The organism is Chryseobacterium sp. 2P, assembly GCF_059579425.1.
The window spans coordinates 3,961,464-3,986,726 of sequence record NZ_CM184194.1 but is presented as its reverse complement, the minus strand read 5'-3'; the positions used below and the strand labels follow the sequence as shown (position 1 = coordinate 3,986,726).

Below are 25,263 nucleotides of genomic sequence, written 5' to 3'. Positions count from 1 at the left end.
TATTTTTGTTTTTTAGTAAAAAAAACATAACTTTGCATTTGAGATATTGTATTAACACACAAATATTTATATACAATGAGAAAAAGTTTATTTGCTATTGGTTTATTAGCAGCTATTAATTCTGTTCAGGCGCAGAATGTTCTAGTACACGTAGATGATGCTGCTACTACGTATGTAAGTAAAGGTACACTTGTTTACAGTGGCGGTGGCCTACAGATGAAGGGATCTGGAATTGTAGAAAATCACGGTAACTTTATGGTTGACGGGACATCTACTGATTCTTTTAAAACTATTGATGCTTCAAATGTAAATAAAACTGAGGCAAATGGTGGCGGTAATTTTGTTAATAAGCTTAATGAGCCTACCGCTTATGCAACTTATAATACGAACAGTTCTTCTGCTACACCGGCCTATACTTACGGACAGCTTTTTATTTCCGGTATTCCTCAAACCAATATTACGGGTATTGTGGATCAGGAATATAGAGCCGTAAATCATGGAACTTATCAACAGATCGGTTTACCGTTTTATGACAAAACTGCTTCTACTCTTAGCGCAGAATTAGGTAAAACATTTACCAATGCTCGATATTCTAAAAACGAGATTCTTGCATACAGCAATCCAACAGTAGTTTCAATGAATGTAGATATAACTACAAAACTTGGTGTTGCGAATCCGGGAACAGCATATTATATGCTTGGCGGATTGGGATTGGATGTAAGCAATACGACAAGAACACTTAAAGGTAGACCTTTAACGGATATTGGAACTACGGTTACTTTACAAAACGCGGGTAACGGTATTAATTTTGGTACCGGAGGAAGTGCTACGAATATGTATAACGAAAAATATTATACATATCTTCAGGATGGTTTCCATATTGGGAGCGGTGGTACTGCTTGGCAGGGTAACTACGGAAGAAATATTTATCAGTTTTCCAATCCGTTCCTTACTAATATAGATTTGTCTCAAATTGCAGTTAACGAAGGTGCTACAGTGGGAGACGGAATAAATCTTACAAAAATTCAGGGGGTAAGACTAGAAGTGTCGGGAGTACAGACTGCGAGTTCTACAGGTGGTTCAGGTGGTACAGGTTCCAGTTCATATAAATTTATTACATATCCATCAGGAGTTCCTACAGGTGATGTAGATTACACTGTGGTAAGACCTATGGGAACATTTGTAATTAAGCTATTGGACAATACTAGCGCAGATACTTTCAATTTTGCTAATCTTAGAAGGTTTAATTACTATTCGAGAGCTGCAAGTACAAACTATAGCGTTGCAGCCAACAAGAACAGCAGCGGAACAGTAAAACAATTAGGTGTGATTGGTCTTGATGCAAATGGAAATGAGGTAGCACGTACTTACTACGTGGTTTATCCTAACGGTACAACTGGGCATTCTACCAATGCATTAACTCAGGTTACTTTGTCTTCCGGTGCTATTTTAGGAACATTTGAAGAAGATGTTAACGGAGGATATGATAATAACTATACAGGTCAGTACTGGCTTTATATAAACGAGGCAAACGAATTTAATTTCAAAGGCAAGAATATTAAGTTAGTAAATTACGACCTTAATACGATTAAGTCTTATAAGTTTGAAATTAGAGAAAATGCACAGCTAGTAGCTGATGGAACTCATGCCTTATCTACCGGAATTGGTTTCTACTATAAAGCTGCTAATGGTACTTTACAACAAGCAATACAAGGAGGCGTTACTAGCGCTACAAACGCAGAGTATGACCTTTACTATGGAGAACCAAATGTAGTTTTAGCAACAACCGAAACGAAATCTCCATCCAGAACTGTTGTTATTTACAATCCTGCAATCACGAACTACATTGTTAGATTCGATCCAAACTGGAAAAAAGCAGATATCGAAGTTTATGATATGAGTGGTAAATTAGTAATCTCTAAAAAGGCGGTGGAAACAACCAGAGATTTTGTGATTGAATTAGATCAGCAAATCAAAAATTCTTACGTGGTTAAAATTGTTTCGGATAAAGGAGATATTGTTAACACGAAAATCTTAAAATAATTGAATATGAAAACTATTAATAAACTAGTGTCTATCTTTTTTCTGTTTGCTGCAATGTTTGTCATGGCGCAGCCTCCTAATCCAACAGGAGGTAGTGGTACAGTAGGACCGGGTGCTACTGCTTCGCCAATAGACATGTATGTGTATGCATTAGGAATTATTGCTGTTTTATTTATAGCATTTTTTACTAGAAGATATACAGCTAAGAAAGCATAAAATTTTATTAAAATAATATTAAACTCTCTGATTACTCAGAGAGTTTTTTTATTTTTACGTTATGAAAAAAATTTTTACAATATCAGCTTTAGCAGCTGCATTTTCATTACAGGCTCAGTTTACTGTCTCCATTCAGGCTCCTGCCGATTTTAAAGATCAAGACGCAATTTTATATACTTTAAATGGTTCTAAGGATATTATTGTAACCAAAGAACAAAGTAAAAATAATGTATGGACTTTTAAATATCCCAAAAATTATATGGGAATGATGAAAGTTTATTTTCCCAACTCCAATAATACTTTCAATTTCATTTCAGAAAATAAAAATGTAAGTGTTAAGCTTGAAACGCAGGCTAATAAAATAAAAGATATTGTTTATCTTGATGAAGCGAATGATCTTATGAGTAAACTTCAGGAAGGTTCACAAAAAAAGGAACTTATTCTGCCTGCTTTAGCTCAGATCAAAGAATATTATAAAGACAATACAGAGTTTGGAAAGGCATTAAAGACTGAAATAAACAGACTTTCGGGAAATTCTTCGGGAATAGATCAGACACAGCATCCATTCATTTATTACTATAATACAAATTACAGCAAATTTTTGTCTAATGATGCATCTAAAAAAGTTGCTCAGGACGAAATCATTAATTTTTTAGATAAGTCTAATGATATGCTGGAAACTTCCTCATTACTTAGACCGGTTTTAGTAAGTTATCTGAATTCAGGTGGAAATACCAATGTTACTGCATCTGTAGATAAACTTTTAGACAGATTAAAAGTAGAAACTCCTCGCGGGCAGACCGTGCTTTCTGAGTTAATTGATATTTTTGATGTGTATGATATGCAGGATTTCAAGGATAAATATCTCAATCTGGCTAAAAATCTTAAATGCACCATAACAGACAGACTGGCTTCAACTTTGAAATCTAACGCAAATGTTGAGATGGGAGCAGTTTTCCCTAATTATAAGTTCAATTCACCCGTAAATACTACCGCTAAATCTTTACAGGATGTAAAGGCTGATAAAAAGGTCGTTATTTTCTGGTCTTCCACATGTTCTCACTGTGAGAGTGAACTTCCTCAATTATTGGCTAAATATAACGATTTAAAGACTAAAAACGTTCAGGTTGTAGGTTTGTCTCTGGATGTAGATAAAGATTCTTATTCTAAAAAGATTGCAGCATTTCCATGGATAAATGACTCCGAATTGAAAGGATGGAACAGCAGTTATGTAGATACATATAATGTTCATGCAACTCCGACATATTTTATTTTAGATGCTAACAATAAGATAATCAGTAAACCAGAGCATGTTGGTGATGTTTTGGAATATTTTAAGTTAAAATAAATTTGGAGGTAGTGAATATTTTTGTATATTTGCACCACCAAAACGGCGAGGTAGCTCAGTTGGTTAGAGCGCAGGATTCATAACCCTGAGGTCACGGGTTCAATTCCCGTCTTCGCTACAGATGAATAAAAGGTTTCATGATATTTCTGAAACCTTTTTATTTTATGATTGTCGAACTTTTTTATCTATAAAAAAAAGCCAGTTGTATATAACTGACTGCAAAAATAAACCGAAACAACTACGTTTCGGTTTCTATATTCTGTATTAGCTTTGATATCCTAGCAATTTTCTCATTTGATAGAAAAAGCGTTCGATTAACCTCAAATCCTGAGTGACAATCTCGGCATTTCCTTTTAACTCTTTATCAAAAACTAAATTTTTGTTATAACTGGTCTTTAATCCTTTCGGGAGAAGTACATCTACATAATAATTTCCTTCTTTATCGGGAGAAAGAGAGATATTCTGCACTTTTCCTTCCACGATTCCATATTCCTGATAACGGTAATTATCGAGCTTAATTAAAACCTTTTCACCCGAAGCAATCTTACCTGAGTTGGTAGCCGGAACAGACATTCTGCCGACTAATCTTTCCCTGTTTTTAGGAAGAATGGAGAGAACGGCATCTCCGGCTTTAATAAACTGGTTTTCGCCGAAAAACTGCTGAAAACTTGCAATACCGTCTGTATTCGAAATAAGAAGATAGTTTTGTTCCCATTGTTTCAGGGATTTTCTCAACTGTTCAAACAACTGTAAAGTCTGGGTAGAGTAGGTGATCTTGTCTTTCTCTGTATTAATGGCAGTTCCGCTTTTTGTTTTATTTAAATTAGAAATTCCTTCTTCCATCTGTGAAAGAGAAATATTGATGTTTTCTAAATTCTGTTGCGCCTGTATGTATTTTATTTTTTCATTTTCAAGTTCCATGGAAGAGATAACTCCCTGGTTGAATAATTCCTGAGAACGGATGTAGTTTTTTTTGGTTAGCTCATATTTAGCCTGCTCAAGATTTTTTTGCTGTTTGGTAGTAGCAATTCTTACCCTGTATTCGGATAGGCTTTGATTGGCGGCTAGATTTTCCGGCGCATATGGCTGCAATCTTGTAAATAAGGCTTCATCCTGAAATGCTTTTGCAAAACCATTATAATCTCCCTGAAGTTCTCCCAGTTTGAAATGGGAGGTTTCGGTTAGTGGAAACGATGATAGTTGATCCGGAGATAAAGAATCGATTATTTTTTTTAATGCAAGAACATCTTTGTAGTTTGCAGAAGACTGCATGACCATCAATACCTGATCTTTTTTAACTTCCTGATGATCTTTGATGAATATTTTTTCGATTTTAGAATTGGTTCTGGCTTCTAATTTTTCAGGTGGATTTTGTGAAGTCACAATAATTGGCGCAGGAATGAATTCCGGATATTTTATAATATAACTCATGATTAGTATCAGTACCAATATTAAAAATATAATGGTATTTCCCCATCGGATCATCCAATGAGGAGGCTGGGTAAGAATATCCTGAACACTTTCAGAACGAAGCTCAATATTATCTAAAATGTCTTTTTCCATACTTTAATATAAGCAATCTTCCGTTAAGAAGATTGCTATTGTTATACATTAGATTTAAGTTGAAATCTAAAATTTTCAAATTATTCGCAGATTTGCGGAGAGTACATATTCTGATGAATACATGCACTTCTTTTTGCGCACCACATAAGGTTGCAGCCACAATCATACGGTTCTCCCGGAAGTGGTGGTTCTGGCGGGAAATATGCTCCGCAATCATTTAATCCTCCACCTTTTAGATCTTTTAAATCTTTTCTTGTTAATTTTTTCAGATTTTTCATAATAAAATTTGTTTTAATTTGTATTAAAGATGACAATTTTCTGCACTATAAAAGTTCATGTGTACACAGGCAGACATTTTTTCGCACCACGCAAGATAATTGCATCCGCAGTTATAAGGCTCTCCCGGCATCGGAGGATCTTGTGGGAAATAATCTCCACAATCTCTACCGCCTAAACCTTCACCCGAAAATCCACCTCCGCTTCCTTTCAGATTTTTTAGATCTTTACGTGTTAATTTTTTTAGATTTTTCATAGTAATTTTGAATGTGATTTAAATTGAATTATTGGCAAATCGGCGGATAATAATTCCCGTTAATATCCATACATGATTTTTCCTCTACAATATACCATCCGGTTCCGCCACAGTGGCAATAATAAATAGAGTCGTCCGGATATGTGGGACCACCAGCTCCTTTTACATTTTTAAGATGCTCTCTTGTTAACTTCTTCATGTTTTTCATAAAATAAATTGATTTTTGTTATTTACTCCTACTCTGTAAGCTTTTCGGATTTCGCTGTATACCTAAAATTTAATTTCCAAGTTCTAACTGATTCTTCACTAATCGGTAATATTCTCCTCTCAGAGCAACCAATTCTGCATGGTTTCCTTCTTCCACCACTTTTCCTTTATCTAAAACAATGATTTTATCGGCATGTTTTACGGTGGAAAGTCTATGGGCGATAACAACAGCTGTTTTTCCTTTGAAGAACTGTTCGAGATTTTCCATGATTACTTTTTCATTGTTTGCATCCAAAGCCGAAGTTGCTTCATCGAATAAAATATAATCAGGAGATTTATAAACCGCTCTTGCAATGAAAAGTCTCTGCTTTTGTCCGCCACTTACTCCCAAACCTTCATTTCCGATTTTTGTGTTGTAGCTTAAAGGTAACTCTTCTATGAATTCTTTAATGTTGGCAATTTCTACGGATCTCCTCAATTTTTGCTTATCTACATAATCTTCCCCAACAGCAATATTATTGGCAATAGTATCATTAAAAACATAGCCTTCCTGCATCACCACTCCGCAATGGTCTCTCCAGAATCTCGGAGAAATATTGTTAAGTTTTGTATTCCCCAATCGAATTTCTCCCTGAGAAGGTTCGTAGAATTTCATTAAAAGTTTTAAAAGCGTTGTTTTTCCACTTCCGCTGGCTCCAACAATGGCCGTCGTTTTCTGAAAGGGAATGCTGAGTGTAAGATTTTCAAACACGGGAACATCTGAACCTGTGTATCTGAATGAAACATTTTCCACCAGAATGTCTTTCTCCGGAATTTCGTGGGAATATTGCTCTTCCTTATTCTCCTCATCATCCTTATCATGAATTTCACCCAATCTTTCCAAAGAAATTTTAGCATCCTGAAATTGTTTAATGAAATCGATCAGCTGAAGCAATGGACTGTTTAACTGCCCGATGATATACTGAACAGAAAGCATCATACCTAAGGTAAGATTTCCGTCAAGCACTAATTTTGCAGAAAGGAAACTCACAAAAATATCTTTCATCTGATTAATGAAGTTTCCTCCTACGGACTGCCATTGTTCTAAAGACAAAGACTTTATTCTCAGCTTGAATAATTTAACCTGAAGAAATTCCCAGTCCCATCTTTTCTGTTTCTCGGCATTATGCATTTTAATTTCCTGCATCCCGTTGATCAGCTCAATCACTTTACTCTGTTCCTGAGAAACCTGTGAAAATCTTTTGTAATCGAGTTCTTTTCTTTTGCTCAGGAAAAAACTGATCCATCCGATGTAAGCCGCTGCTCCGATAAGATAAACGATAAACAGCCTATAATCATAAAATAACAGTACAATACTGAAAATAATAAGATTGACTAATGAAAACAGAGTGTTCAGCGAAGAACTTGTGAGAAGCTGCTCGATTCTGTGATGGTCATTAATTCTCTGCATGATATCTCCCGTCATTCTTGTATCGAAGAAACTGATCGGAAGCTTCATGAGTTTGATAAAGAAATCGGAAATAATAGAAATATTAATCCTTGCTGAAAGATGAAGCAAAATCCAGCTTCGAATCATTTCAATTCCCATTCTTCCCATAAAAAGCATCACCTGTGCTAAAAGAACAAGATAAATGAAATTAAGATCCTGATTCTGAATACCAACATCGACAATACTCTGGGTAAGGAAAGGGAAAATCAGAGAAAGTAAACTTCCTGCCAAAAGACCTACTGCGAGCTGGATAACCAGCGATTTATACTTTAATACATATTTTGAAAGAAAAGAAAAACTGGCTTTACTTTCCTGATCATCAAATTCTGTCTGAAAAAAAGCAGGAGTTGTTTCTAAAATAAGAACAATGCCTTCTTCTGTTTTTTCATTGGCATTTTCACCGATCCATAACTTGATGAATTCTTCTCTGGTATAAGTAATCAGTCCATAGCCCGGATCGGAAACATAAACTTTGTTGTTTTTGTCTATTTTATAAACAACCACGAAGTGATTTTTATTCCAGTGGACAATACACGGAAGAGGAACTTCCTCCGCTAAAGATTCGAAATTAATCTGAACTCCCAAAGAGCGGAAACCAAGGTCTTCCGCCGCATCACTCAATCCAAGTAAACTGCTTCCTTCCCTTGTTGTTTCAGAGAGGTTACGGATTTGTTGTAAAGATATACTTTTGCCATAATGTTTGCTTACAATACGAAGGCAGGTAGGACCGCAGTCTTTAGAATCTGGTTGGCGATAGAAAGGAAAAGATTTCAATGATTGACGTTTTTATTTATAAATAAGTTGCCGCCGGTAAGACGACAACTATTTTCTTTCAAAAAATTAAATTTTTAATTTTTAAAGATCAGCATTCCATCCGGCAGGAAAGCAATAACTATCTTCTGAATATGAGCAGGTTTTTCCTGTGGCTGCTTCACACTCTGCTTGTGTAGCATATGGACGATAATATGGTGATTTTGGTCCAGGACACCCTTCTTTTACACCTCCTTTTACGGATTTTAAATTTTCTCTTGAAAGTTTTTTTAGATTTTTCATAATATTTTATATTTTAATTGATTTTTTAAAAAGTGACGCATTGCCCGTCAACACGACATCCAAAGTCATCAGTTCCGCTTAAACATGGAGTAAGCCCTCTGGAGTTACAAAACTTTGTATGTTCTTGTGTATATCCTCCTTTTACAGATTTAAGATTTTCTCTTGAAAGTTTCTTTAGATTTTTCATAGTATTAATAATTTGTAGATTTCCTACTCTTTTTAAGCTTTTCGGATTCCGCTTTAAATTTTTCCTAAATTAGTGAATTTTGTATTACGAAAATTAATTATTAATTATATTTCTTCGTCTTCAGATAATTCATCAATAAAATAGTAAATATCTTCACGATCATATTTATCCGGAAACTGATAGCCGTTGATCAAAATGATTGGTGTAAAATTTAATCCTGCATTTCTGTTTTCTTCAGACATTTCTACAAGCGGAGCCAGGTCTTCCTGAGTGGAAGTAATTCCTGCTTTTTGTCTTACTTTGTTTTCATCTTTATTTTCAAACCAATATTCTATAAGATGCAGAAACTCATGCGATGATTTGTTTCTGTAGGTATACATGAAATCTGAAATCAGATTGGTGAATTTCTCATTCTGTTTATCCGGAGAATAATTAAATCTCATTTGTACAGAAATATCATTTGGATATTTTGTAAGTAAATTCTCTACAATTTTGTGAGCATCTTTACAAAATCCACAGTATGGATTTGAAACAATCGATAAGTGCAGTTTGGCATCTTTACTTCCTACAAAAAATGTCTCATTATCAGAAAATGTTACTTTTTCGTTTTCTAAAAGTTCTCTTTTGAAAAGTTCATAATTTCTTTTGAATCTTAAATTTTTTGCGTTTGATTTTTGTAGTGTTTCTTTTTCTTCAAGCGTGTTGTTCAGGTATAACACCATTGAAAACAAAGCAATCCACAAAATAATACCAAGCAAAGCTGTTTTCAGATCAAATGATATAAGCGGAAAAAGTAAAACACTGATTAAGATCTGAGCTGTTAAAACAGAAATAATTAAAAGACATACACGGCAGAAAGTTTTTTCAACAAAGCCCTGAACATACAATGAATAGCCGATTGCAATAACAGAAGCAAATGTAAAACCTTTAATAAGAAGTGAAGTTACAGGAAGAAATAATCCTAAAATAGTAAGACCGACAAAATAGATCAGAGAAAAATCTGAAAACTTAAGCCCTAAAATACTTGTTTTATCCTGAGTAATGATTTTGTTGCATGAATTTACAGCCTGATTTCCTGCGGTATCGCCACAAATACTTCCGATAACGGTAGAAGTATTTCCAAATTTCTGGTTAAAAAGTTCTAAAGAAATATAAACTCCAACCAGCGATAAAACGTTGAACACTGCTTCATACCATGCTAAATTAATTGCGGAATAAATTAGAACGACCGCAAAAATAGCATAAATAAAAGGTTTATAGCTCGTCACGGTTTTTTGCTCCACTTTATCTTTTTCAAAAAGTAAAACAAAGTCTGTCGATTTTTTATGCAGTTCTTCTTTATTTAACGTCTTTGCTTTATCTGAGTAAATAGAATATTGTGTGCCGTTTTTTTTAACAAGCGAAAACGAATTATCTACTATCGTAATAAACTCTTCAGGAAGTTCATCCCAATATTCTTTATCTAATTCGTAAGCATCATTACGTACGCCCATGAAATTTAACGTGTCGCTGAAAGCCAGAGCAGAAGGATAATTTGGGTGTGAGTTGAACTGAAAAAGGAACTCCTGTTTGTCGAGTTTTAGATAGTTAATGAGTTTGTCCAATAGCATATTAATATTTTTCATTAAAAATAAGCAGATGTTTGAAAAAAACAAATACTTTTTTCATTTTAACGTGATTTATGTTTATTTTATTGCTTGTGAGTATATTATATTCGATTTTATAATGAATTTGAATCTTTTTACTTCTTATCATTGATAAAATCCAGCAAATCTTTCTCTGAGGATAGACCGACAGTAGATTTTAAAATCTTAGAATTGTTATCAAGAAGAACAGTATATGGAATCGCACCATTTAATCTGAAATGCATCTGAATTTTTTCGTAGTTTGGATCTTTTCCATTGATGATGAATTGCTTCCAATCCATTTTTTCTTCATTGAGCGCTTTTTTCCAAGCATTTTTATCTTCATCAATTGAGATGGAAATAAATTCTAATGATTCATCTTTTTTACTGTACATTTTTTTCAAAAGAGGGATTTCCTCTCTGCAAGGTCCGCACCAACTTGCCCAGAAAACAACCAGATGCTTTTTATATTTTGAATCCAAAATAGCAGATTTCTCACCGCTGATATTTTCCAATGATGGAAGCGATGTATTTTTCTCGGTGTATCTTTTTTTGTTGTAGGCGGATAAATTTTTAAAAGTTGTACTTTGAGTAATTTCTCCTTTGAAGAGTTTTAAAAATTTGTCAACCTGTTCTGGAGCAAAACTATTTTTATTCTCATTAATTTTATCTAATAAATAATATGAAAATGGGTATTGTTTTACTTTATTTTCTATAATATTAATGATTGGTGGGGTTGCATCATCAAAATTAAATATGGGATCACCCGAATTAAAAAAAGCAGTTGTTTGTTCTCCTATTTTTAATTTTGGGCTGTAAACAAATATGACATCTTTAGGAGGCATTATATTGGTAGGCTTATATTCTACAATACTTCCGTAAACTTCAATTAAAGGATCAGTCATAAAAACAGAAGATCCCCATTTAGGAACATTAGTTGGAAACCCGAAAACTCGTTTCACGTTTTTTTTATCAATGTGAAATATTCCAATATATTCTGGAATATTTGATTGGTTCTTATATTTTAACTCAAATTTCCCATTAGATGTAGGTATGCTATCTAATTTATTTAGCATGGATTCTTTGAATATATATAATGTTCCATCTGGTAAATTAGGAATATTACCTTTGATTATGGTTGTTTTTGCATGTTTTTCACATGATAGTAACGATAGAAAGAAAATAAACGTTATTATAGAATTAATTTTCATCTAAAATTGCTTTAAGCTTAATGTCAAAATTATTGTCACTTGGTCTGTCAAAGTCATCTGAAATTACCTCAAACTTATTATTGAATAAAAGAAACCTTGGAATTGAGCTGATTTCAAAGTATTTTATAAAAGGATGACTAGAGTTGCTGATAATATAATTGGACTCATCATTTATATCCTTTTTTAGGAACACGCTCCATTTTTTTTGATCGTTATCTATACTAATACGGATAAATTTTATTTTATCACTATATTTTTTTTGTGCTATTTTCCAATTAGGTATTTCTTTAAGACATGGCACACACCATGTAGCCCATAAGTCCACTAAAATTAATTTTTCATTTTTTACTGACAATATATTTTTAATGGCAACTTCGTTTAGTTTTGCATCTTTAATAGTGGAGTTAGTATATTTTTAGACAGAACTTTCCCTTTGCTTTTCTCAGTGGCTTTTTTGAGGCTGCTTTCTCGGATATACTTTTTCATAATATCAATATCATTCTTACTTAAAGTATTATCATTTTCCATGTAATCCAAAAGAAAACCATCTAAAGCCTCTGTTTTAAATAATTTTTTATCAAGAAATTGTAAGTTATCAATCAAATGATGATTTTTATTTTTAAATGATATATACCGTAATAAATTTATTATTAAACTTTTATTTTGTACGGCATTAAGTCTGTTTAATATTAAAATATTGTTATTAACTATATCAAAGTATTTGTCTAGTTCTTCGATTACTTTCTGATTTGTAATTTTTGAAAAATCTACATTAAAAAGTTTATTGTAGAAATATATTTCTAAATAATCATTTATCGCCTTGTATTGAAAATCAGTATAATTAATAGAATCTTGCTTAATTATAGCTAAATTATTGTCATATTTTTTTTTAAGCGACTGTATGTAATTAACAGAATTATCCGGTTCTTCAATAGAATAAATAGTATTATCCGATATTAAGGTATTCAGAATAGCATTTTTCTTATTTCCTGTATAAACGGATCCATTTTTACGAAATTCAAATGTTAAAGTATCATTTTTACTAAAAACCAAATATCTTTGAACTCTTGTTTTTCCGTTAACCAGAGCATAGGATTCAAACACTGTTGGTTTTGTTAGTGTTATTTCTTTACTTTCTTTTACATTTTTTTTAGTTCCAGAAATTGAAAAATTGAAATTTCTATGATTTACAAGAGTATTTAGAGCAAATGTTCCTGTATCATAAAATGAAACATTTGTAATTAAATTCAGTGTATCTATTCGTAATGCATTTTCAACCTTATTAATATTTTTAGTGTCCTTTTTTTGACAATTTACAAATACTAATAGAAGTAAAAGGAAGAGTAATAAACTCTTCCTATATTTTTTAATGTCCATATCCATCGCAACCACAATCATAAGAACATCTAGTTCCACTGTTAGGATTTCCAATTAAATTAAGACACTGGTTATTTGCCTGTGTCTGCTGGTTAGAACGAAAAATAGTTGATATAATCACAAGGAAAATTGTTCTATAAATTTTCATAATTAAATTTCTCATTTCTTAATTAGCTCTTCCATTTTATAATAATTTATTGCTTTTTCTTTTAATGGATTTGTACTCCATTCTTGCCATTCTCCCGTATGAGGATTATAACCACATTTTAATGGTTTTGATATGTATAATCCTTCTGCATCTGTATGCGTTCTTTCTGTATAAGCTCTGCAATCTGTACAGATATATCTAAATTCACAATCTTTGCAGACTTCTATTTTGTCTTTGGTGAGATTCCAATATTTTTTGAAATCAGGATGCGCTAATGCTTTTTCTAAAGTCGTATCTTTAATGTTACCAAAACTTTGTGGCATGGAAGGGCAATTCCTAATGTTACCTTCCGAATCTATGGAGATTTTTTTGTGAAGGCAGGAGTTGTGATTGAAAGATTCTGTATATTTTTGAATATTTGCTCCAAAATGTTCCATTTTAACAATACCACATGCTTTAAAAGTATTAATAATTTGCATGGAGAAAATAATATCAATCAAATTTGTACCTTCCCATAAAACTTCTTTGTTAAAAGGTGCACTATGGATATGTAATTTACTTAGTTTAGCAAATTCAAAACCTAGTATACGAATAAATTCTTCATTTAAATGAGAATTGTATTTTACAAAAATTTCTAGATTAAGAAAGTTTGAATCAGTTATTATCTCTTTTAGTTGCAAAAAATCTTTCTCTTCTAAACATTCATAAAAAACTAAGCATAGATTTTTACAATAAAAAGAACTATTTTGTGATAAAAAATCATATAATAATGTCAGATTTTGACCACATTCAATTATCACATTCGAAATTTCTTCAGGAAAGTAAAACTTTTTTTCTAAAGGTGAGAAGCACAATATATCATGAGAATCACAATATTGTCCAAAATTTTTTTTTTCTAAAAACTGAAGATATTCCTTTATTGTATCCATATCATCTTTATCATATTCCTTCAATAGTGATTCAATTGATAAGTTATTGTTCAGCTTTTGAATAATTTCTGCCATTGAGTTTGGAATGAATTCTGAGTTTCCAAATTGAAGATCTGAAATTAATGATTTTGTAATTCCGAATGTTATTATACAATTTTCATAAGTCTTAAAATACGTCATTTCAATAAAATCTGCATATGGGTTTATAGAATTTTTCTAATTTATATGTTTTTGTTTGCAATTGATCGTTAGTAAAAACTTTTTCTATTATGAAATTATTTTTAATATTTTTTCTCAGATCATACTTTTGAAAATCTTTAAAATATAATGGTAATTTATTTTTATTTAAAGTAACAAAAATTTCAAATTCATTATTTTTTTTCATTTTTATAAAATTTTGCGATTTTTTTTTTCAATTCCATAATTGCAATGATAAGATATTAGACCAAAATGACCTACAGGATTCACTTCCAAAAAAATATATTCATTTAAAGATGTGACAATCATATCAATTACTCCTGAGTTCATTTTTAATTTTGCCATTAATTGCCTTAATTTTATTTGAATAGTTGAAGGTAGTGAGTAAGGTATTATTCTATTTCTTTCTTGCTCTCCAATAGTTCTGAAATCAATACTTGTTTCTGAGTTTCTTTGAGATAATATTGCTGCACAATAGAAGCTGTCATCAATAAAAAAAATTCTTATTTCATGTTTTTTTTCTATTTTATCTTGGAAAAGAGTAGGAGAAAAATCATAATCTATATTTTCTCTATGTTCTTGTGTTAAAACATTAAATACGCATTGATTTTTATAATCAAATATATTTCCATCTTTATTAATTGTTTTATAAATTTTCTTAAACTTATCAATGGATTTAGTGTTTTTTAATAACTGAAATTTTGGTATTGATAACTGTAATTCTTCTGCTATTTTTAAAACTATTAACTTGTTTAGATCACTATTAAAAAAAGAATTTAAATTCTTTTTCTTCATCATTTTATATTCAAAATATTCAATAATCTTTCTATTATTTTCTTTTAAATATTTTTTTATCTCTATATCTATATTATCATGATTATTAAAATTTATTAAATTTCCTCTTCTATACCAGTATCCTGTAAATTCTTGAAAATTTAGTTTTGCAAATTCTTCTATAATATCAATAGTGTCATCAATATTTATTCTTTTGAAAGGGATATTATAATACTGAAACCAATGCAGTACTTTATTGGTTGTATAATCATTTTGTACAGAAACAATAAGTATACTCATTATTTATAATAAAAATTATCAAGAATTGTTTTAAATTGTAATTCACTTTCTTTATTTGCAAAAGAAGCAATCTCTGAACATGGATAATATAATATAAAATCAGAGTTTGGTTTATTTAATATTTTTTTCGCCTTTTGTATATAGTTTAATAGCTCAACTTTTTCAGTTGATAAAAATTCTTCTTTTAGAAAGTAAGTTTCTTTTTTATACAATATTATTGGCATTAAATCAAAACTGTTAATTGTGAAGAATAAATCTTTTTCAAGATTAAAATTTTGCTTCTGATAATTAAAATAACTGTTTTCTCTCTTTGATTGATAACTGTGTCTCAGTAACACACTATAAGTAGGCAAAAATGAAAAAATTGTATCATTAGTAATATTAAGACCTACATTATCTTCTGTTATACCTTTATATTCTTTGTCTAATTTGAATAGAACTTTATCAATATTAGCAGTAAAATCATATATGTCAGGTATATTTTTTTCTTTTAATTGAACAAATTCTCCTTGATCAATATTTACTAACGAATCAATTTTCTTTTTTAATTTAACATTGATATTGTTTTTAATATTTAATTTTAAAATTTTTTTCCAATGATTTGTTTTCTTTAGTTCTTCAAATTTTTTTTGATTAAAAAAATTTATTTCAGCTCCCTTAGACAGAAATAATTTGGCCCATAAAAAAACTTGTTCCCAATTTTTTTCTTTATTTGCACAAATCAATGCGTTATATATATCTTTTCCATAAAGATTGTTAAATTCAGAACTTAGGTTATTATATTCTATTAAAGCTAAAACATAGTCTTTTTCTAATATAGAATTTTCTGCTCGGTTTACATGTGTGTTATATTTTAAATTTCCTTGTGCAATTAATTTGGGAATTAATAATAGTAGGGCAATTACTAAAAAGATTTTTTTAAATATAATATTTTTCATGATTTTAAAAGTGACCGCCTGATAGAGGCGGTCGTTATTAGATTTCAAAATTAATTAAAGTCTGATGAGGGCGGACAGCTTTCTTCCCATTCAGTCATGGTTACTTTAAATCCTGTATATGTTGTCATTCCGTTTCCATCTATAGAATCTGATGACCATGAAGTATTAATTGATCTACATAAGTGTGGTTGAGCAAAATTCGTTGCACCTCCACCTGTACATTGATCACCTGCTTTTACAAAAGCCATTTTCGAAGTTGAAAGACTTTTTTCAACTAATTTTTCTAATTTTTTCATAATAAGAGTGTTTTACTTTTAATTGAATACTTATTTTTTGCCATACAATCCCTGACATAGGGTTTTACTGATCAGTTTTCATCTATATCTGTACATATATAAATGAGTTTTTTTTAAGCGCTTTATCAATATTGATTTTTCAAAGCTATGAAAAAGTATCTCACGATTAATGGATAAAAATTGCAATTTTCATGCAATTTTTTTTGCAGATTTTGCGTTTGATTTTTTATAAATTTGCAAAATAAACACAGAGGGATGATACAACAAAAACTAAAAGACCTTAGAAAACAAAGAAAACTATCTCAACAAACCATAGCAAAAATATTATCTACAGATCCTTCCAGCTATTCGCGTAAAGAAAATGGGAAATCGAAAATTTATGATGACGAATGGGAGAAACTGGCAAAAGCTCTGGATGTTTCTGTTGATGATATTAAAGAATCTGAGTTTTCAGAAATTGTTTTTAATGATAATTCAAGCTTTAACGATAATTTTGGAAATCATAAGTCAAACTATAATATACTGAATTCTGTTCTAGAAAACTTAGAGGATTATATTTCTCTGCTTAAAAGAGATATAGAATTGCTTAAAAAAGAAAATGAGATTTTAAAATCTCAGAAATAATTCAAAGATATTTTCTGATTGTATTTAGTTAAAAGTTGAGAAGCAAAAGATACTTCTCAATTTTTTTTATTTTTTGAATTGCTTTTTAAAGTGATAAAAGAAAGTGTTGTTAGTAAAATAACATCGGACACCATCTATTTTTAAGATCAAAAAGTTTAAATCTTGATTAATAAAGGAAAATTTAAAGAATATTAAATTATAATTTTGTGTGTTCTGTAGAAATTTATTCTGAATCCAAACAATTTTATATAAACTCATAAAAACTTAAAAATTCATAAAGTTTTCATAAAGTTTTTAAAAAAAGTAAAATTACTTTTGTATTTCTGAAAAATATCGTACTTTTACATCGCCTTGAATGAGGGAACAAGTCAAGGTAATAAATTTTTTTTCATCATTTGTGTTTTTAGAATCGTATCGCCTGATACGATTCTTTTATTTTTCAGATCTCTTCATAATTCAGCAGAAGATCAATAAAATAGGAGTAGGTAACTGATCCTTCCTGTTGATTACTTTTAAGGAAAAGATTATTTGTAAAGCCGAAAAAGTCGTCCAGCAATCCCTGATGTTTTAAGACAAAAGCCTTTTCATAAGCTCTGTCTTTTTTCATGGAAAGAGAATAATTTTTCAGAACAGATTTTACAAATTCAGGATCTTTATCTGCTATAAAATTCAGCAGGCTTTTTAAAGTGAAATATTCTGTGCTGTACCGAAGATCTGTATTTTCCGAATGGATTCCGATAATATATCCCACAAAATTAGCTTCCTGCTCTCTTGCGAAACCAAGCTGATGAGAACTTTCATGAGCAGAAGTAAAAGGAATTAAACTGGGAGGTAATTGTGAGTTATATTGTGCTTCCGCAGTGAACGGATTGTAATATCCCAGAATTCCGGTGAAATTCATGATGTTTTTAAATAAGCTCGGCTTAAATAAATTAATTTCACAAGCTCTTTTATCTGAAATGTTTTTCGGAAGCTTTGTCTGCTGATAAAGAATTTCTTCCTGAACCGCTTTTAAATCTTTTATGATAAATATTCCGTTTTTGTCTTGGGAAGTGAGCTCTCGGGTTTCCTTACATAGCGCAAGATATTTTAACGAAAGTAATTTGGCTTTTTCAACAGTTGGTTCTTTCTTGCTGGAAAGCTTTTCAATAACGGGAGTCTGAAAGTACAGCATCCCCCAAAATATCTGGTAACAAAAATAGAAGATGTTTATGCTCACTAACATTTTTAATAAAGAAGAATTTCTGCGTTTCTTTTTAAATGATGTAATAATACAATACAAAAGAAAAATTCCCAGCAAAATATAAAGCACATCTCCAAAGGAAAAAGGTATCCACGAAAAGATAATCTGATGAATTGCTTTCTGGATTTCAAATAAATTTTCAAAAAAAGAAATCATGATTGCAGATTTCGAGAAGGCATAAAACAAAAGAAATTGGGCAAGTAATAAACCTGCCCAAAACCTTTTTTTATATCGTATTTCTGTTTTCTTAGTGACCACTTCCTTTCGTGATTTTGTCAAGATCAATTCCCTGAGATTTCAATATTCCGCTTACTCTTACTGCGTAGAAAGCAAGATAAGCAAAACAGATTACACCTACAATATAGCTGAAGTGAATATTCGTCATATCGGCAACATATCCCTGAATGAAACTTACAATTCCTCCTCCCATAATCATCATGATCAGGAAGCCTGAACCTTGGTTGGTGTGTTTTCCAAGACCATTGATTGCAAGAGCAAAAATACACGGCCAAAGCGTAGAGCAGAATAAACCTACACTTGTAAAAGCGTACACGGAAACCATTCCGGAAGTAAACATTCCTATAAGCAGTGCAGTGATTCCTGCAACCGAGAAGATCAAAAGCATTCTTGCCGGATTTCCTTTACTCATAATATCGCAGATAATCATTGCAATAATAATCAATCCATAAACATAGAAATGAGACAGATCGTGCTTTGCAATGGCATTTACCAATAAGAATACACCAAATGCAAGATAAGGAGCTAAAAATCGTAAGATTTTTTTGAAACCTGCACTTACATCAAAAGCTTCAACCGCACCTGTCCAACGACCAATCATCAAAGAAGCCCAATATAAAGAAATATAAGGTGCCACATCTTTCGTTTCAAAATTTAAACTTTTTTCCATGTAGGCAGGAAGGTTAGAAGCGGTAGAAACTTCTACACCTACATAAACGAAAATAGCAATCATTCCTAAAATTAACTGAGGATATTGAAAAGCAGATTTTCTGTGGTCTCCTTTTACCATATCATCTTTAGTTTCTGTATTCGTAGGTGTTATAGCCGGAAGCGAAGAAAATTTAAGCATGATCGCAACCAAAACAAAAGCTACCCCCAGAATAAGATAAGGAACTTTTACACTTTCAACACTTACATCATTATTCGCTGCTGCTGCAGATCCGAAAATAGCAAAAGATACAATCAGTGGACCGATCGTTGTCCCGAGATTATTGATTCCTCCTGCCATTGTTAATCTTTGAGAACCTGTTTCAGAAGGTCCGACTTCAATCGCTAAAGGATTGGCTACAATCTGCTGTAGGGAAAAGCCTAATCCCACAATAAATAATCCGGAGATCATTAAAGGAAAAGAATGCGTATTAGCAGCCGGATAGAACAGTAAAGTTCCCGCGGCGGAAATAAGCAGTCCTACGATAAGACCATTTTTATAACCAATTTTATTTACCAAATCCTGCTTTAATCCCGCAGAGATCAGCATATAAATTAAAGAGCCGACTGTATATGCCACATAGAAGCATATCTGTACAAGCATACTTTCGGTTTGAGATAAATTAAAGGCTTTTTGAAAAACCGGGATCAAAATGTCATTACTTGCCGCCACAAATCCCCAGAAAAAAAATACAGTAACCAATGGGATAAATTGTCCCCAATTAGTTTGTTTAGAATAATTTGACATATTTGTTGAAAATTTCTGAAAACAAATATATATTATTTCTATTAATTATAGTGTTGTAAGAGTGTTTTTTTTATTGTCTCAAAAGAAGATAATTTAAGATCTCTTGGTGAATCTGACGGATCTAAGACACCGTTATAATATACTTTTGCTTTTCCGGGATAACCTTTTGAATTGTCAAATGGGAAAATTTCCTTTAATCCGATGAAAGTAAAAACGACGATAGGAGAGTTGTGTTTTGAAGAAAGTGTAAATGCACCATCCTTGAATTCATCCAGAATAATAGAAGTATCATCCGGAACGCCGCCTTCAGGAAAAATAACAATGCTGTTTCCTTCTTCCATTTTTTCGGCACATCTACGGTAGACATCGGCTCGGCTTCTTGCACTTTTACGGTCTACCATTACACAGATTCTTTTATATATAGTACCGAAAATCGGAATTTTTACCAGTTCTTTTTTTCCTACAAAACAAATAGGGTGATCTGCACATAAAATGCACATGAGCATAATATCCATAATTGAAGTGTGATTGGATATGAAAACGTACTGTTGATTTTTGTCCAGTTTCTGATCAGAAAGTCTTGTCAGATCATATCGAAGCCCCATCCCGAAAAAAATACAGTAACTCCACCACCGTACAAACCGGTAAGCATATTTATAATGCTTTTTATTAAATGATAAAATATAAACAGGAATTCCGAAAAGGATGGTGAAGACAAATGCTAAAATCAGCATCCAGAATCTCCAGAGGTAATTTAAAACTTTCGTCACAGCCTATCCGTTAAAGATTACTTTTTTCTTGATGGAATAATTTAAAACCGAAACCAGAAGAATAGCCGCAATTTTACTGATCATTTCCGGACTTAGCGTATAAATAATCAAATCTATATTATCCTTAAATATATAACTGTAGAAAATCTGGAAAAAACCGAGACTTAGTAAAGTCGAAATAAAAGAAACCATCATAAAGTAAGCGAATTCTTTTCTTTTCGAGTGCTTTCCTCTTTCAAAAACAAACCAGATACTCAGGAAATAATTGCTGATGATTCCGCAGCTTGTGGAAAAAATATTACTTAGCGGATAATGTATCCCGTGGAAATTGGTTTCGCGAGGAAAAAACTGAGGAAGGGAAGTGCTGAAGAGTTTAAAACTCCCGATTTCCACAACCGCACTGAGTCCTCCTGCAATGATGAAGAACAAAACCTGTTTCTGACGTAGTATTAAATCTCTCATCCGATTTTTATGATATGCAAATTTATAATTATATGTTAAACCGATAAAAAAAGATGTTAAATATTTTTTTAGATTCAAAATTATTTCTAAATTTAATTTTCAGAATAATGTAAACCTGACCTGATAATAAATTCATTTTCAACTATTTGTGTTGATGGTTTTTTCTATCTTGTAATGCGCGATTAGAAGCATACGATCAAAAAATTTTACGATCACATTTTAATAATATTTGTATGAAACGTCAAAACAAATACAGAAAATTCCAGCTTCAGCAGCAAAATATTGAAGCTCTTGAAAGAGAAAATTCACGCTTCAAACGTGTCTATTCCGAGTATGAAAATATGTCTAATGAACTATGGAATCTTGAAAATGCAACAGACGAACCTGTACCCGATGACTTCATCAATGCCATGATTCTTCAGACCTCTTATCTGGAAGATGAAATTGAGGATTGGCTGATCCGGTTTAACGATAAAAAGACAACAGACATAAAACAATAACAATGCATCTGGAAAAAAATTACTGAAAGAGAGCTTTACCAATTAGTGGGCTCTCTTTTTGTTTGTTCTGGGTTCTATGTTCATTTTAGTTTGTACAAAAAAGAGTACAGATTTGCTATACTATAAATAACACATATGTCATGTTCAGAATCCGTCATCTTACAAGATAAATTCATAATTTAGCATCCTTAAACTAAAATGTAAAATATGATTGCTATTGTTGATAGTGGTTCTACAAAATCCGACTGGGTAATTTTGGACGATTTTAAAAAGGTCTTTCTGAAAACAGAAACCATTGGCTTCAACCCAAACTTCATCAACAAAGAACTTATTGTTCCAGAAATTGAAAAAAATACAAGTCTTAGCACCGTTAAAAATTCGGTCACGAAAATTTATTTTTATGGTTCCGGATGTGGTGTTCAGCAAAATTGTGATATCATTATAGAAGAACTGGGTAAAGTATTTATCGGTGCAGAAATTATTGTTAAGGAAGATCTTACAGCAGCAGCTTATGCGGCTTACAGAGGAAAACCCGCAATTGTCTGTATTTTGGGAACGGGTTCCAATTCTTGCTATTTTAACGGAGAAACCATTAAGATTCAGTTGCCTTCTCTCGGATTTCTTGTAGGAGACGAAGGGAGCGGAAGCGCAATCGGAAAACAACTGGTAAGAAGATTCTTTATGCAGAAACTTCCCGCAGATCTGTCATCGGAGTTTGAAGAAACGTATAAGCTGACCGTAGAAGAAGCCCTGAAAAATATGTATCACACTTCAAGACCGAATGCGTATTTGGCAGATTTCAACAAATTTGTGGTAGAAAGAAAAGATCATCCGTATTTAAAGAAAATGGTTCATGATGAAATGCTTAGCTTTTTTGATTATCAGGTTCTGCCTTATATGGAATCCAGGGATGCTGAGATCAATTTCATCGGGTCAATAGCCTATTATTACGAAGATATTTTACGTTCTGCAGCGGCAGAGCTTAATCTTACTGTGGGACAGATTGTTCAGAAGCCTATCGAAAGTCTGGTAAGCTACCACATACAATATATATTATAATTAAAAACAACAAAATTCATTATATGTCAAGTAAAACCCACCGCGACGAAAAGAACTTTAATCAGGCGGCTTTAGATTATCATAAAGCCGAACCTAAAGGTAAGATCGAAGTGATCCCTTCAAAACCACACTCATCTCAGAGAGATTTGTCATTGGCGTATTCTCCGGGGGTTGCAGTTCCTTGTATGGAAATCCATGATAAGCCGGAAACGGTGTACGACTACACCGGAAAAGGAAATCTGGTAGCTGTTATTTCAAACGGTACCGCAGTTCTTGGTTTGGGAGATATCGGTGCAGAAGCTTCGAAGCCGGTAATGGAAGGGAAAGGTCTTTTGTTCAAAATTTTTGCGGACATTAACGTTTTCGATATTGAAATCAACGAAAAAGATCCTGATAAATTCATAGAAATTGTAAAAGGGATTGCTCCTACATTTGGAGGAATCAACCTTGAAGATATTAAAGCTCCGGAAGCGTTTTATATCGAACAGAGACTGAAAGAAGAGCTGGATATTCCTTTGATGCACGACGATCAGCACGGAACGGCAATTATTTCCGCAGCAGCATTAATCAACTCGCTTCAGATTGCCAATAAAAAGATTGAAGAAGTAAAAATGGTGGTGAACGGAGCAGGAGCAGCAGCTATTGCATGTACCAATCTTTATATTTCTCTTGGTTTGAAAAGAGAAAATGTCTTAATGTGCGACAGCAAAGGAGTAATCAACCATAAAAGAGAAAACCTTACTCCCGAAAAAATCGATTTTGTTGCTCATACAGACATCGAAACATTGGAAGATGCCGTAAAAGGTTCAGATGTTTTCGTGGGATTATCAAAAGGAAATGTAATGACACCGGAAATGTTGCTTAGCATGAACGAAAATCCTATCGTTTTCGCATTGGCAAATCCGGATCCGGAAATTGCCTATAATGTAGCAATTGAAACCCGTAAAGATGTCATTATGGCAACAGGAAGAAGCGATTATCCTAATCAGGTTAATAACGTTCTCGGTTTCCCTTACATTTTCCGTGGAGCATTGGATGTTCAGGCAAAAGGAATTAATGAAGCAATGAAACTGGCGGCTGTTCATGCCATTGCAGATTTAGCGAAAGAGCCTGTTCCGGAAGCAGTAATTTTAGCGTATAATATTCAGAATCTGCAGTTCGGAAGAGAATATTTTATTCCGAAACCGTTTGATAACCGTTTAATTACGAAAGTTTCAAGTGCTGTAGCGAAAGCTGCCGTAGAAAGCGGTATTGCCAGAAAAACAATTACAAACTTCGAAGAATACGAAAACAGCCTTCTCGACAGAATGGGAAGAGACGAGAAGCTGGTAAGAATGATGCAGAACCGTGCAAAAGCCAATCCGAAGAGAATTACTTTAGGAAACGCAGAAGAATACAATGTTCTGAAAGCTGCACAGATCTTATATGAAGAGGGAATTGCGTATCCGAGTCTGTTAGGAAATAAAAAATACATCAAAGAGCAGATGGAACATTTCGGGATCAATCTTGATATTCCGATTATTGATCCGAGCGACGACGACCAGAAAGAAAACAGAAAAAAATACAGAGAAACACTTTGGAAGCTTCGCCAGAGAAAAGGAATGAACGAATACAAAGCAAAAAGATTCGTTCGCCAGAGAGATTATTTCGGTCCTTTGATGCTGAAACATGGCGATACTGATGGATTAATCGTTGGTTTCTCTAAAAACTATACTTCTGTTTTAAGACCTGTTTTAGAAGTAATTGAAAAAGATAAAGGGGTTGATAAAGTAGCAGCAATGATGATGATCCTGTCTGAAAAGAAACCTATTTTCTTCGCAGATACATCCATCAATCAGAATCCTACAGCAGAAGATCTGGTAAATATTGCTAAAATGGCAGAATTCACCGTAAAATCTTTTGCCATCGAACCGAGAATCGCCATGCTTGGATTTGAAAACTTTGCAGCCATCTCCGAAACTTCAAAAAAAGTAGCTAAAGCAGTAAGCATCCTTCACGAAAAATATCCGAAAATGGTCGTGGACGGAGAAATTCAGCCGGATTTTGCGATGAATTCAGATCATTTAAGTGATTATCCGTTCTCAAAATTAGGAACAACGCCTGCCAATACATTCATTTTCCCGAATCTTGAAAGTGCCAACTTATCCTACAAGATCATCAGAGGAATGAAGGTAGCACAGGTAATCGGACCAATTCTGATGGGGCTGAAACAGCCGGTTCACGTTCTACAGATGCGTTCCAGCGTAGATGAGATTGTAAACCTTGCCACCATTGCAGTTCTGGATGCCCAGAGAAGAGAGAAAAAAGATAAAAAGTAAACAGAAAGTTAACAATATTTGAAATAATTAAAAGACTCCGGATTTCGGAGTCTTTTGTTTTTGGAAGCAATTGTTAAAATTATAGTTAAAAATTAAGTTAAAAATCATTCGCGCGTGAAATGAAAACATAACTTAGTTTAAATTACTATATTTGGGAGTT

Annotated in this window: 27 protein-coding genes and 1 tRNA gene; 8 read left to right on the top strand and 20 right to left on the bottom strand. The window is 32.5% G+C overall.

Going from position 1 to position 25,263, the window contains the following annotated elements:
* Positions 1 to 75: 75 nt before the first annotated feature.
* The 4 genes from AC52CF_RS18085 to AC52CF_RS18070 all read left to right on the top strand — a co-directional run bounded on the left by AC52CF_RS18085 (position 76) and on the right by AC52CF_RS18070 (position 3,725).
* Entirely contained in the window at positions 76 to 2,043 is a 1,968-nt protein-coding gene (locus AC52CF_RS18085) for a T9SS type A sorting domain-containing protein (protein ID WP_214588480.1), read from the top strand.
* A gap of 6 nt (positions 2,044 to 2,049) precedes the next feature.
* Positions 2,050 to 2,259 carry a signal peptidase gene (locus AC52CF_RS18080; protein ID WP_214588481.1) on the top strand — a complete coding sequence of 70 codons (210 nt, stop codon included), beginning with the start codon at positions 2,050 to 2,052 and terminating at the stop codon, positions 2,257 to 2,259.
* Between the two features lie 61 nt (positions 2,260 to 2,320).
* A complete protein-coding gene (locus AC52CF_RS18075; RefSeq protein ID WP_214588482.1) occupies positions 2,321 to 3,607 on the top strand; it encodes a TlpA family protein disulfide reductase in 1,287 nt (428 codons plus the stop codon).
* A gap of 44 nt (positions 3,608 to 3,651) precedes the next feature.
* A tRNA-Met gene (locus tag AC52CF_RS18070) sits at positions 3,652 to 3,725 on the top strand.
* 146 nt (positions 3,726 to 3,871) lie between these two features.
* Here the strand turns inward: AC52CF_RS18070 and AC52CF_RS18065 are convergent.
* The 16 genes from AC52CF_RS18065 to AC52CF_RS17990 all read right to left on the bottom strand — a co-directional run bounded on the left by AC52CF_RS18065 (position 3,872) and on the right by AC52CF_RS17990 (position 16,434).
* Complete coding sequence (locus AC52CF_RS18065; protein ID WP_214588483.1) at positions 3,872 to 5,170, bottom strand: HlyD family secretion protein; 1,299 nt, start codon at positions 5,168 to 5,170, stop codon at positions 3,872 to 3,874.
* 80 nt (positions 5,171 to 5,250) lie between these two features.
* The gene (locus AC52CF_RS18060) at positions 5,251 to 5,448 is read right to left on the bottom strand and encodes a bacteriocin-like protein (protein ID WP_214588484.1); all 198 of its coding nucleotides are present in this window, start codon (positions 5,446 to 5,448) and stop codon (positions 5,251 to 5,253) included.
* Between the two features lie 23 nt (positions 5,449 to 5,471).
* Positions 5,472 to 5,702, bottom strand: a complete 231-nt coding sequence (locus tag AC52CF_RS18055) for a bacteriocin-like protein (protein ID WP_214588485.1) — start codon at positions 5,700 to 5,702, stop codon at positions 5,472 to 5,474.
* A 28-nt stretch (positions 5,703 to 5,730) separates the two neighbouring features.
* On the bottom strand, positions 5,731 to 5,901 hold the full coding sequence (locus AC52CF_RS18050; RefSeq protein WP_214588486.1) for a hypothetical protein: 171 nt from the start codon (positions 5,899 to 5,901) through the stop codon (positions 5,731 to 5,733).
* A 78-nt stretch (positions 5,902 to 5,979) separates the two neighbouring features.
* Complete coding sequence (locus tag AC52CF_RS18045; RefSeq protein ID WP_214588487.1) at positions 5,980 to 8,172, bottom strand: peptidase domain-containing ABC transporter; 2,193 nt, start codon at positions 8,170 to 8,172, stop codon at positions 5,980 to 5,982.
* Between the two features lie 81 nt (positions 8,173 to 8,253).
* Positions 8,254 to 8,451 (bottom strand): bacteriocin-like protein, encoded by a 198-nt coding sequence (locus AC52CF_RS18040; RefSeq protein ID WP_214588488.1) that lies wholly within the window; start codon positions 8,449 to 8,451, stop codon positions 8,254 to 8,256.
* A gap of 25 nt (positions 8,452 to 8,476) precedes the next feature.
* A complete protein-coding gene (locus AC52CF_RS18035) occupies positions 8,477 to 8,638 on the bottom strand; it encodes a bacteriocin-like protein (RefSeq protein WP_214588489.1) in 162 nt (53 codons plus the stop codon).
* A gap of 104 nt (positions 8,639 to 8,742) precedes the next feature.
* Entirely contained in the window at positions 8,743 to 10,263 is a 1,521-nt protein-coding gene (locus tag AC52CF_RS18030) for a thioredoxin domain-containing protein (RefSeq protein ID WP_250902087.1), read from the bottom strand.
* A 116-nt stretch (positions 10,264 to 10,379) separates the two neighbouring features.
* Positions 10,380 to 11,474, bottom strand: a complete 1,095-nt coding sequence (locus AC52CF_RS18025) for a thioredoxin-like domain-containing protein (RefSeq protein ID WP_496517534.1) — start codon at positions 11,472 to 11,474, stop codon at positions 10,380 to 10,382.
* Positions 11,464 to 11,829: a TlpA family protein disulfide reductase gene (locus AC52CF_RS18020; RefSeq protein WP_496517533.1), complete on the bottom strand. Its 366-nt coding sequence runs from the start codon at positions 11,827 to 11,829 to the stop codon at positions 11,464 to 11,466. Before AC52CF_RS18020 ends, AC52CF_RS18025 begins: the two co-directional genes overlap by 11 nt.
* Before the next feature lie 23 nt (positions 11,830 to 11,852).
* Positions 11,853 to 12,890: a TlpA family protein disulfide reductase gene (locus AC52CF_RS18015; RefSeq protein ID WP_496517532.1), complete on the bottom strand. Its 1,038-nt coding sequence runs from the start codon at positions 12,888 to 12,890 to the stop codon at positions 11,853 to 11,855.
* A gap of 120 nt (positions 12,891 to 13,010) precedes the next feature.
* Positions 13,011 to 14,108 carry a grasp-with-spasm system SPASM domain peptide maturase gene (gwsS, locus tag AC52CF_RS18010; protein WP_496517531.1) on the bottom strand — a complete coding sequence of 366 codons (1,098 nt, stop codon included), beginning with the start codon at positions 14,106 to 14,108 and terminating at the stop codon, positions 13,011 to 13,013.
* Position 14,109: 1 nt separating this feature from the next.
* The gene (locus tag AC52CF_RS18005; protein ID WP_496517530.1) at positions 14,110 to 14,313 is read right to left on the bottom strand and encodes a hypothetical protein; all 204 of its coding nucleotides are present in this window, start codon (positions 14,311 to 14,313) and stop codon (positions 14,110 to 14,112) included.
* 2 nt (positions 14,314 to 14,315) lie between these two features.
* Positions 14,316 to 15,200, bottom strand: a complete 885-nt coding sequence (locus AC52CF_RS18000) for an ATP-grasp domain-containing protein (protein ID WP_496517529.1) — start codon at positions 15,198 to 15,200, stop codon at positions 14,316 to 14,318.
* Positions 15,200 to 16,138, bottom strand: a complete 939-nt coding sequence (locus AC52CF_RS17995) for a hypothetical protein (RefSeq protein WP_496517528.1) — start codon at positions 16,136 to 16,138, stop codon at positions 15,200 to 15,202. The genes AC52CF_RS18000 and AC52CF_RS17995 overlap by 1 nt, the downstream gene beginning before the upstream one ends.
* Before the next feature lie 50 nt (positions 16,139 to 16,188).
* Positions 16,189 to 16,434: a hypothetical protein gene (locus tag AC52CF_RS17990; RefSeq protein ID WP_214588494.1), complete on the bottom strand. Its 246-nt coding sequence runs from the start codon at positions 16,432 to 16,434 to the stop codon at positions 16,189 to 16,191.
* A 255-nt stretch (positions 16,435 to 16,689) separates the two neighbouring features.
* Between AC52CF_RS17990 and AC52CF_RS17985 the strand changes: the two genes are divergently transcribed.
* The gene (locus tag AC52CF_RS17985) at positions 16,690 to 17,058 is read left to right on the top strand and encodes a helix-turn-helix transcriptional regulator (protein WP_496517527.1); all 369 of its coding nucleotides are present in this window, start codon (positions 16,690 to 16,692) and stop codon (positions 17,056 to 17,058) included.
* A 439-nt stretch (positions 17,059 to 17,497) separates the two neighbouring features.
* Here AC52CF_RS17985 and AC52CF_RS17980 read toward each other — a convergent pair whose 3' ends face one another.
* The 4 genes from AC52CF_RS17980 to AC52CF_RS17965 all read right to left on the bottom strand — a co-directional run bounded on the left by AC52CF_RS17980 (position 17,498) and on the right by AC52CF_RS17965 (position 21,226).
* Complete coding sequence (locus AC52CF_RS17980) at positions 17,498 to 18,457, bottom strand: DUF3810 domain-containing protein (protein ID WP_496517526.1); 960 nt, start codon at positions 18,455 to 18,457, stop codon at positions 17,498 to 17,500.
* A 91-nt stretch (positions 18,458 to 18,548) separates the two neighbouring features.
* On the bottom strand, positions 18,549 to 19,994 hold the full coding sequence (locus tag AC52CF_RS17975) for a sugar MFS transporter (protein ID WP_214588497.1): 1,446 nt from the start codon (positions 19,992 to 19,994) through the stop codon (positions 18,549 to 18,551).
* Positions 19,995 to 20,035: 41 nt separating this feature from the next.
* Positions 20,036 to 20,764 (bottom strand): lysophospholipid acyltransferase family protein, encoded by a 729-nt coding sequence (locus AC52CF_RS17970; RefSeq protein WP_250902089.1) that lies wholly within the window; start codon positions 20,762 to 20,764, stop codon positions 20,036 to 20,038.
* 3 nt (positions 20,765 to 20,767) lie between these two features.
* Complete coding sequence (locus AC52CF_RS17965) at positions 20,768 to 21,226, bottom strand: GtrA family protein (protein WP_087710613.1); 459 nt, start codon at positions 21,224 to 21,226, stop codon at positions 20,768 to 20,770.
* Positions 21,227 to 21,459: 233 nt separating this feature from the next.
* Here AC52CF_RS17965 and AC52CF_RS17960 point away from each other — a divergent pair, with 233 nt between their 5' ends.
* The 3 genes from AC52CF_RS17960 (at position 21,460) to AC52CF_RS17950 (ending at position 25,103) form a co-directional block, all read left to right on the top strand.
* Positions 21,460 to 21,726, top strand: a complete 267-nt coding sequence (locus AC52CF_RS17960; RefSeq protein WP_076395243.1) for a hypothetical protein — start codon at positions 21,460 to 21,462, stop codon at positions 21,724 to 21,726.
* A gap of 207 nt (positions 21,727 to 21,933) precedes the next feature.
* Complete coding sequence (locus AC52CF_RS17955; RefSeq protein WP_214588498.1) at positions 21,934 to 22,785, top strand: ATPase; 852 nt, start codon at positions 21,934 to 21,936, stop codon at positions 22,783 to 22,785.
* 23 nt (positions 22,786 to 22,808) lie between these two features.
* Positions 22,809 to 25,103, top strand: a complete 2,295-nt coding sequence (locus AC52CF_RS17950) for an NADP-dependent malic enzyme (protein ID WP_235132889.1) — start codon at positions 22,809 to 22,811, stop codon at positions 25,101 to 25,103.
* Positions 25,104 to 25,263: the final 160 nt, after the last annotated feature.

Excerpts from the sequence above, each read along its gene's own strand:
- AC52CF_RS17960 (WP_076395243.1), top strand. The coding sequence starts at position 21,460 with ATGAAACGTCAAAACAAATACAGAAAATTCCAGCTTCAGCAGCAAAAT.
- AC52CF_RS17990 (WP_214588494.1), bottom strand. The coding sequence starts at position 16,434 with ATGAAAAAATTAGAAAAATTAGTTGAAAAAAGTCTTTCAACTTCGAAA.
- AC52CF_RS17980 (WP_496517526.1), bottom strand. The coding sequence starts at position 18,457 with ATGATTTCTTTTTTTGAAAATTTATTTGAAATCCAGAAAGCAATTCAT.
- AC52CF_RS18080 (WP_214588481.1), top strand. The coding sequence starts at position 2,050 with ATGAAAACTATTAATAAACTAGTGTCTATCTTTTTTCTGTTTGCTGCA.
- AC52CF_RS18000 (WP_496517529.1), bottom strand. The coding sequence starts at position 15,200 with ATGAGTATACTTATTGTTTCTGTACAAAATGATTATACAACCAATAAA.
- AC52CF_RS18030 (WP_250902087.1), bottom strand. The coding sequence starts at position 10,263 with ATGAAAAATATTAATATGCTATTGGACAAACTCATTAACTATCTAAAA.
- AC52CF_RS17965 (WP_087710613.1), bottom strand. The coding sequence starts at position 21,226 with ATGAGAGATTTAATACTACGTCAGAAACAGGTTTTGTTCTTCATCATT.
- AC52CF_RS18005 (WP_496517530.1), bottom strand. The coding sequence starts at position 14,313 with ATGAAAAAAAATAATGAATTTGAAATTTTTGTTACTTTAAATAAAAAT.
- AC52CF_RS18085 (WP_214588480.1), top strand. The coding sequence starts at position 76 with ATGAGAAAAAGTTTATTTGCTATTGGTTTATTAGCAGCTATTAATTCT.
- AC52CF_RS18040 (WP_214588488.1), bottom strand. The coding sequence starts at position 8,451 with ATGAAAAATCTAAAAAAACTTTCAAGAGAAAATTTAAAATCCGTAAAA.
- AC52CF_RS17995 (WP_496517528.1), bottom strand. The coding sequence starts at position 16,138 with ATGAAAAATATTATATTTAAAAAAATCTTTTTAGTAATTGCCCTACTA.
- AC52CF_RS17985 (WP_496517527.1), top strand. The coding sequence starts at position 16,690 with ATGATACAACAAAAACTAAAAGACCTTAGAAAACAAAGAAAACTATCT.
- AC52CF_RS18035 (WP_214588489.1), bottom strand. The coding sequence starts at position 8,638 with ATGAAAAATCTAAAGAAACTTTCAAGAGAAAATCTTAAATCTGTAAAA.
- AC52CF_RS18075 (WP_214588482.1), top strand. The coding sequence starts at position 2,321 with ATGAAAAAAATTTTTACAATATCAGCTTTAGCAGCTGCATTTTCATTA.
- AC52CF_RS17955 (WP_214588498.1), top strand. The coding sequence starts at position 21,934 with ATGATTGCTATTGTTGATAGTGGTTCTACAAAATCCGACTGGGTAATT.
- AC52CF_RS18060 (WP_214588484.1), bottom strand. The coding sequence starts at position 5,448 with ATGAAAAATCTGAAAAAATTAACAAGAAAAGATTTAAAAGATCTAAAA.
- AC52CF_RS18065 (WP_214588483.1), bottom strand. The coding sequence starts at position 5,170 with ATGGAAAAAGACATTTTAGATAATATTGAGCTTCGTTCTGAAAGTGTT.
- AC52CF_RS17950 (WP_235132889.1), top strand. The coding sequence starts at position 22,809 with ATGTCAAGTAAAACCCACCGCGACGAAAAGAACTTTAATCAGGCGGCT.
- AC52CF_RS18025 (WP_496517534.1), bottom strand. The coding sequence starts at position 11,474 with ATGAAAATTAATTCTATAATAACGTTTATTTTCTTTCTATCGTTACTA.
- AC52CF_RS17975 (WP_214588497.1), bottom strand. The coding sequence starts at position 19,994 with ATGTCAAATTATTCTAAACAAACTAATTGGGGACAATTTATCCCATTG.
- AC52CF_RS18050 (WP_214588486.1), bottom strand. The coding sequence starts at position 5,901 with ATGAAGAAGTTAACAAGAGAGCATCTTAAAAATGTAAAAGGAGCTGGT.
- AC52CF_RS18055 (WP_214588485.1), bottom strand. The coding sequence starts at position 5,702 with ATGAAAAATCTAAAAAAATTAACACGTAAAGATCTAAAAAATCTGAAA.
- gwsS (WP_496517531.1), bottom strand. The coding sequence starts at position 14,108 with ATGACGTATTTTAAGACTTATGAAAATTGTATAATAACATTCGGAATT.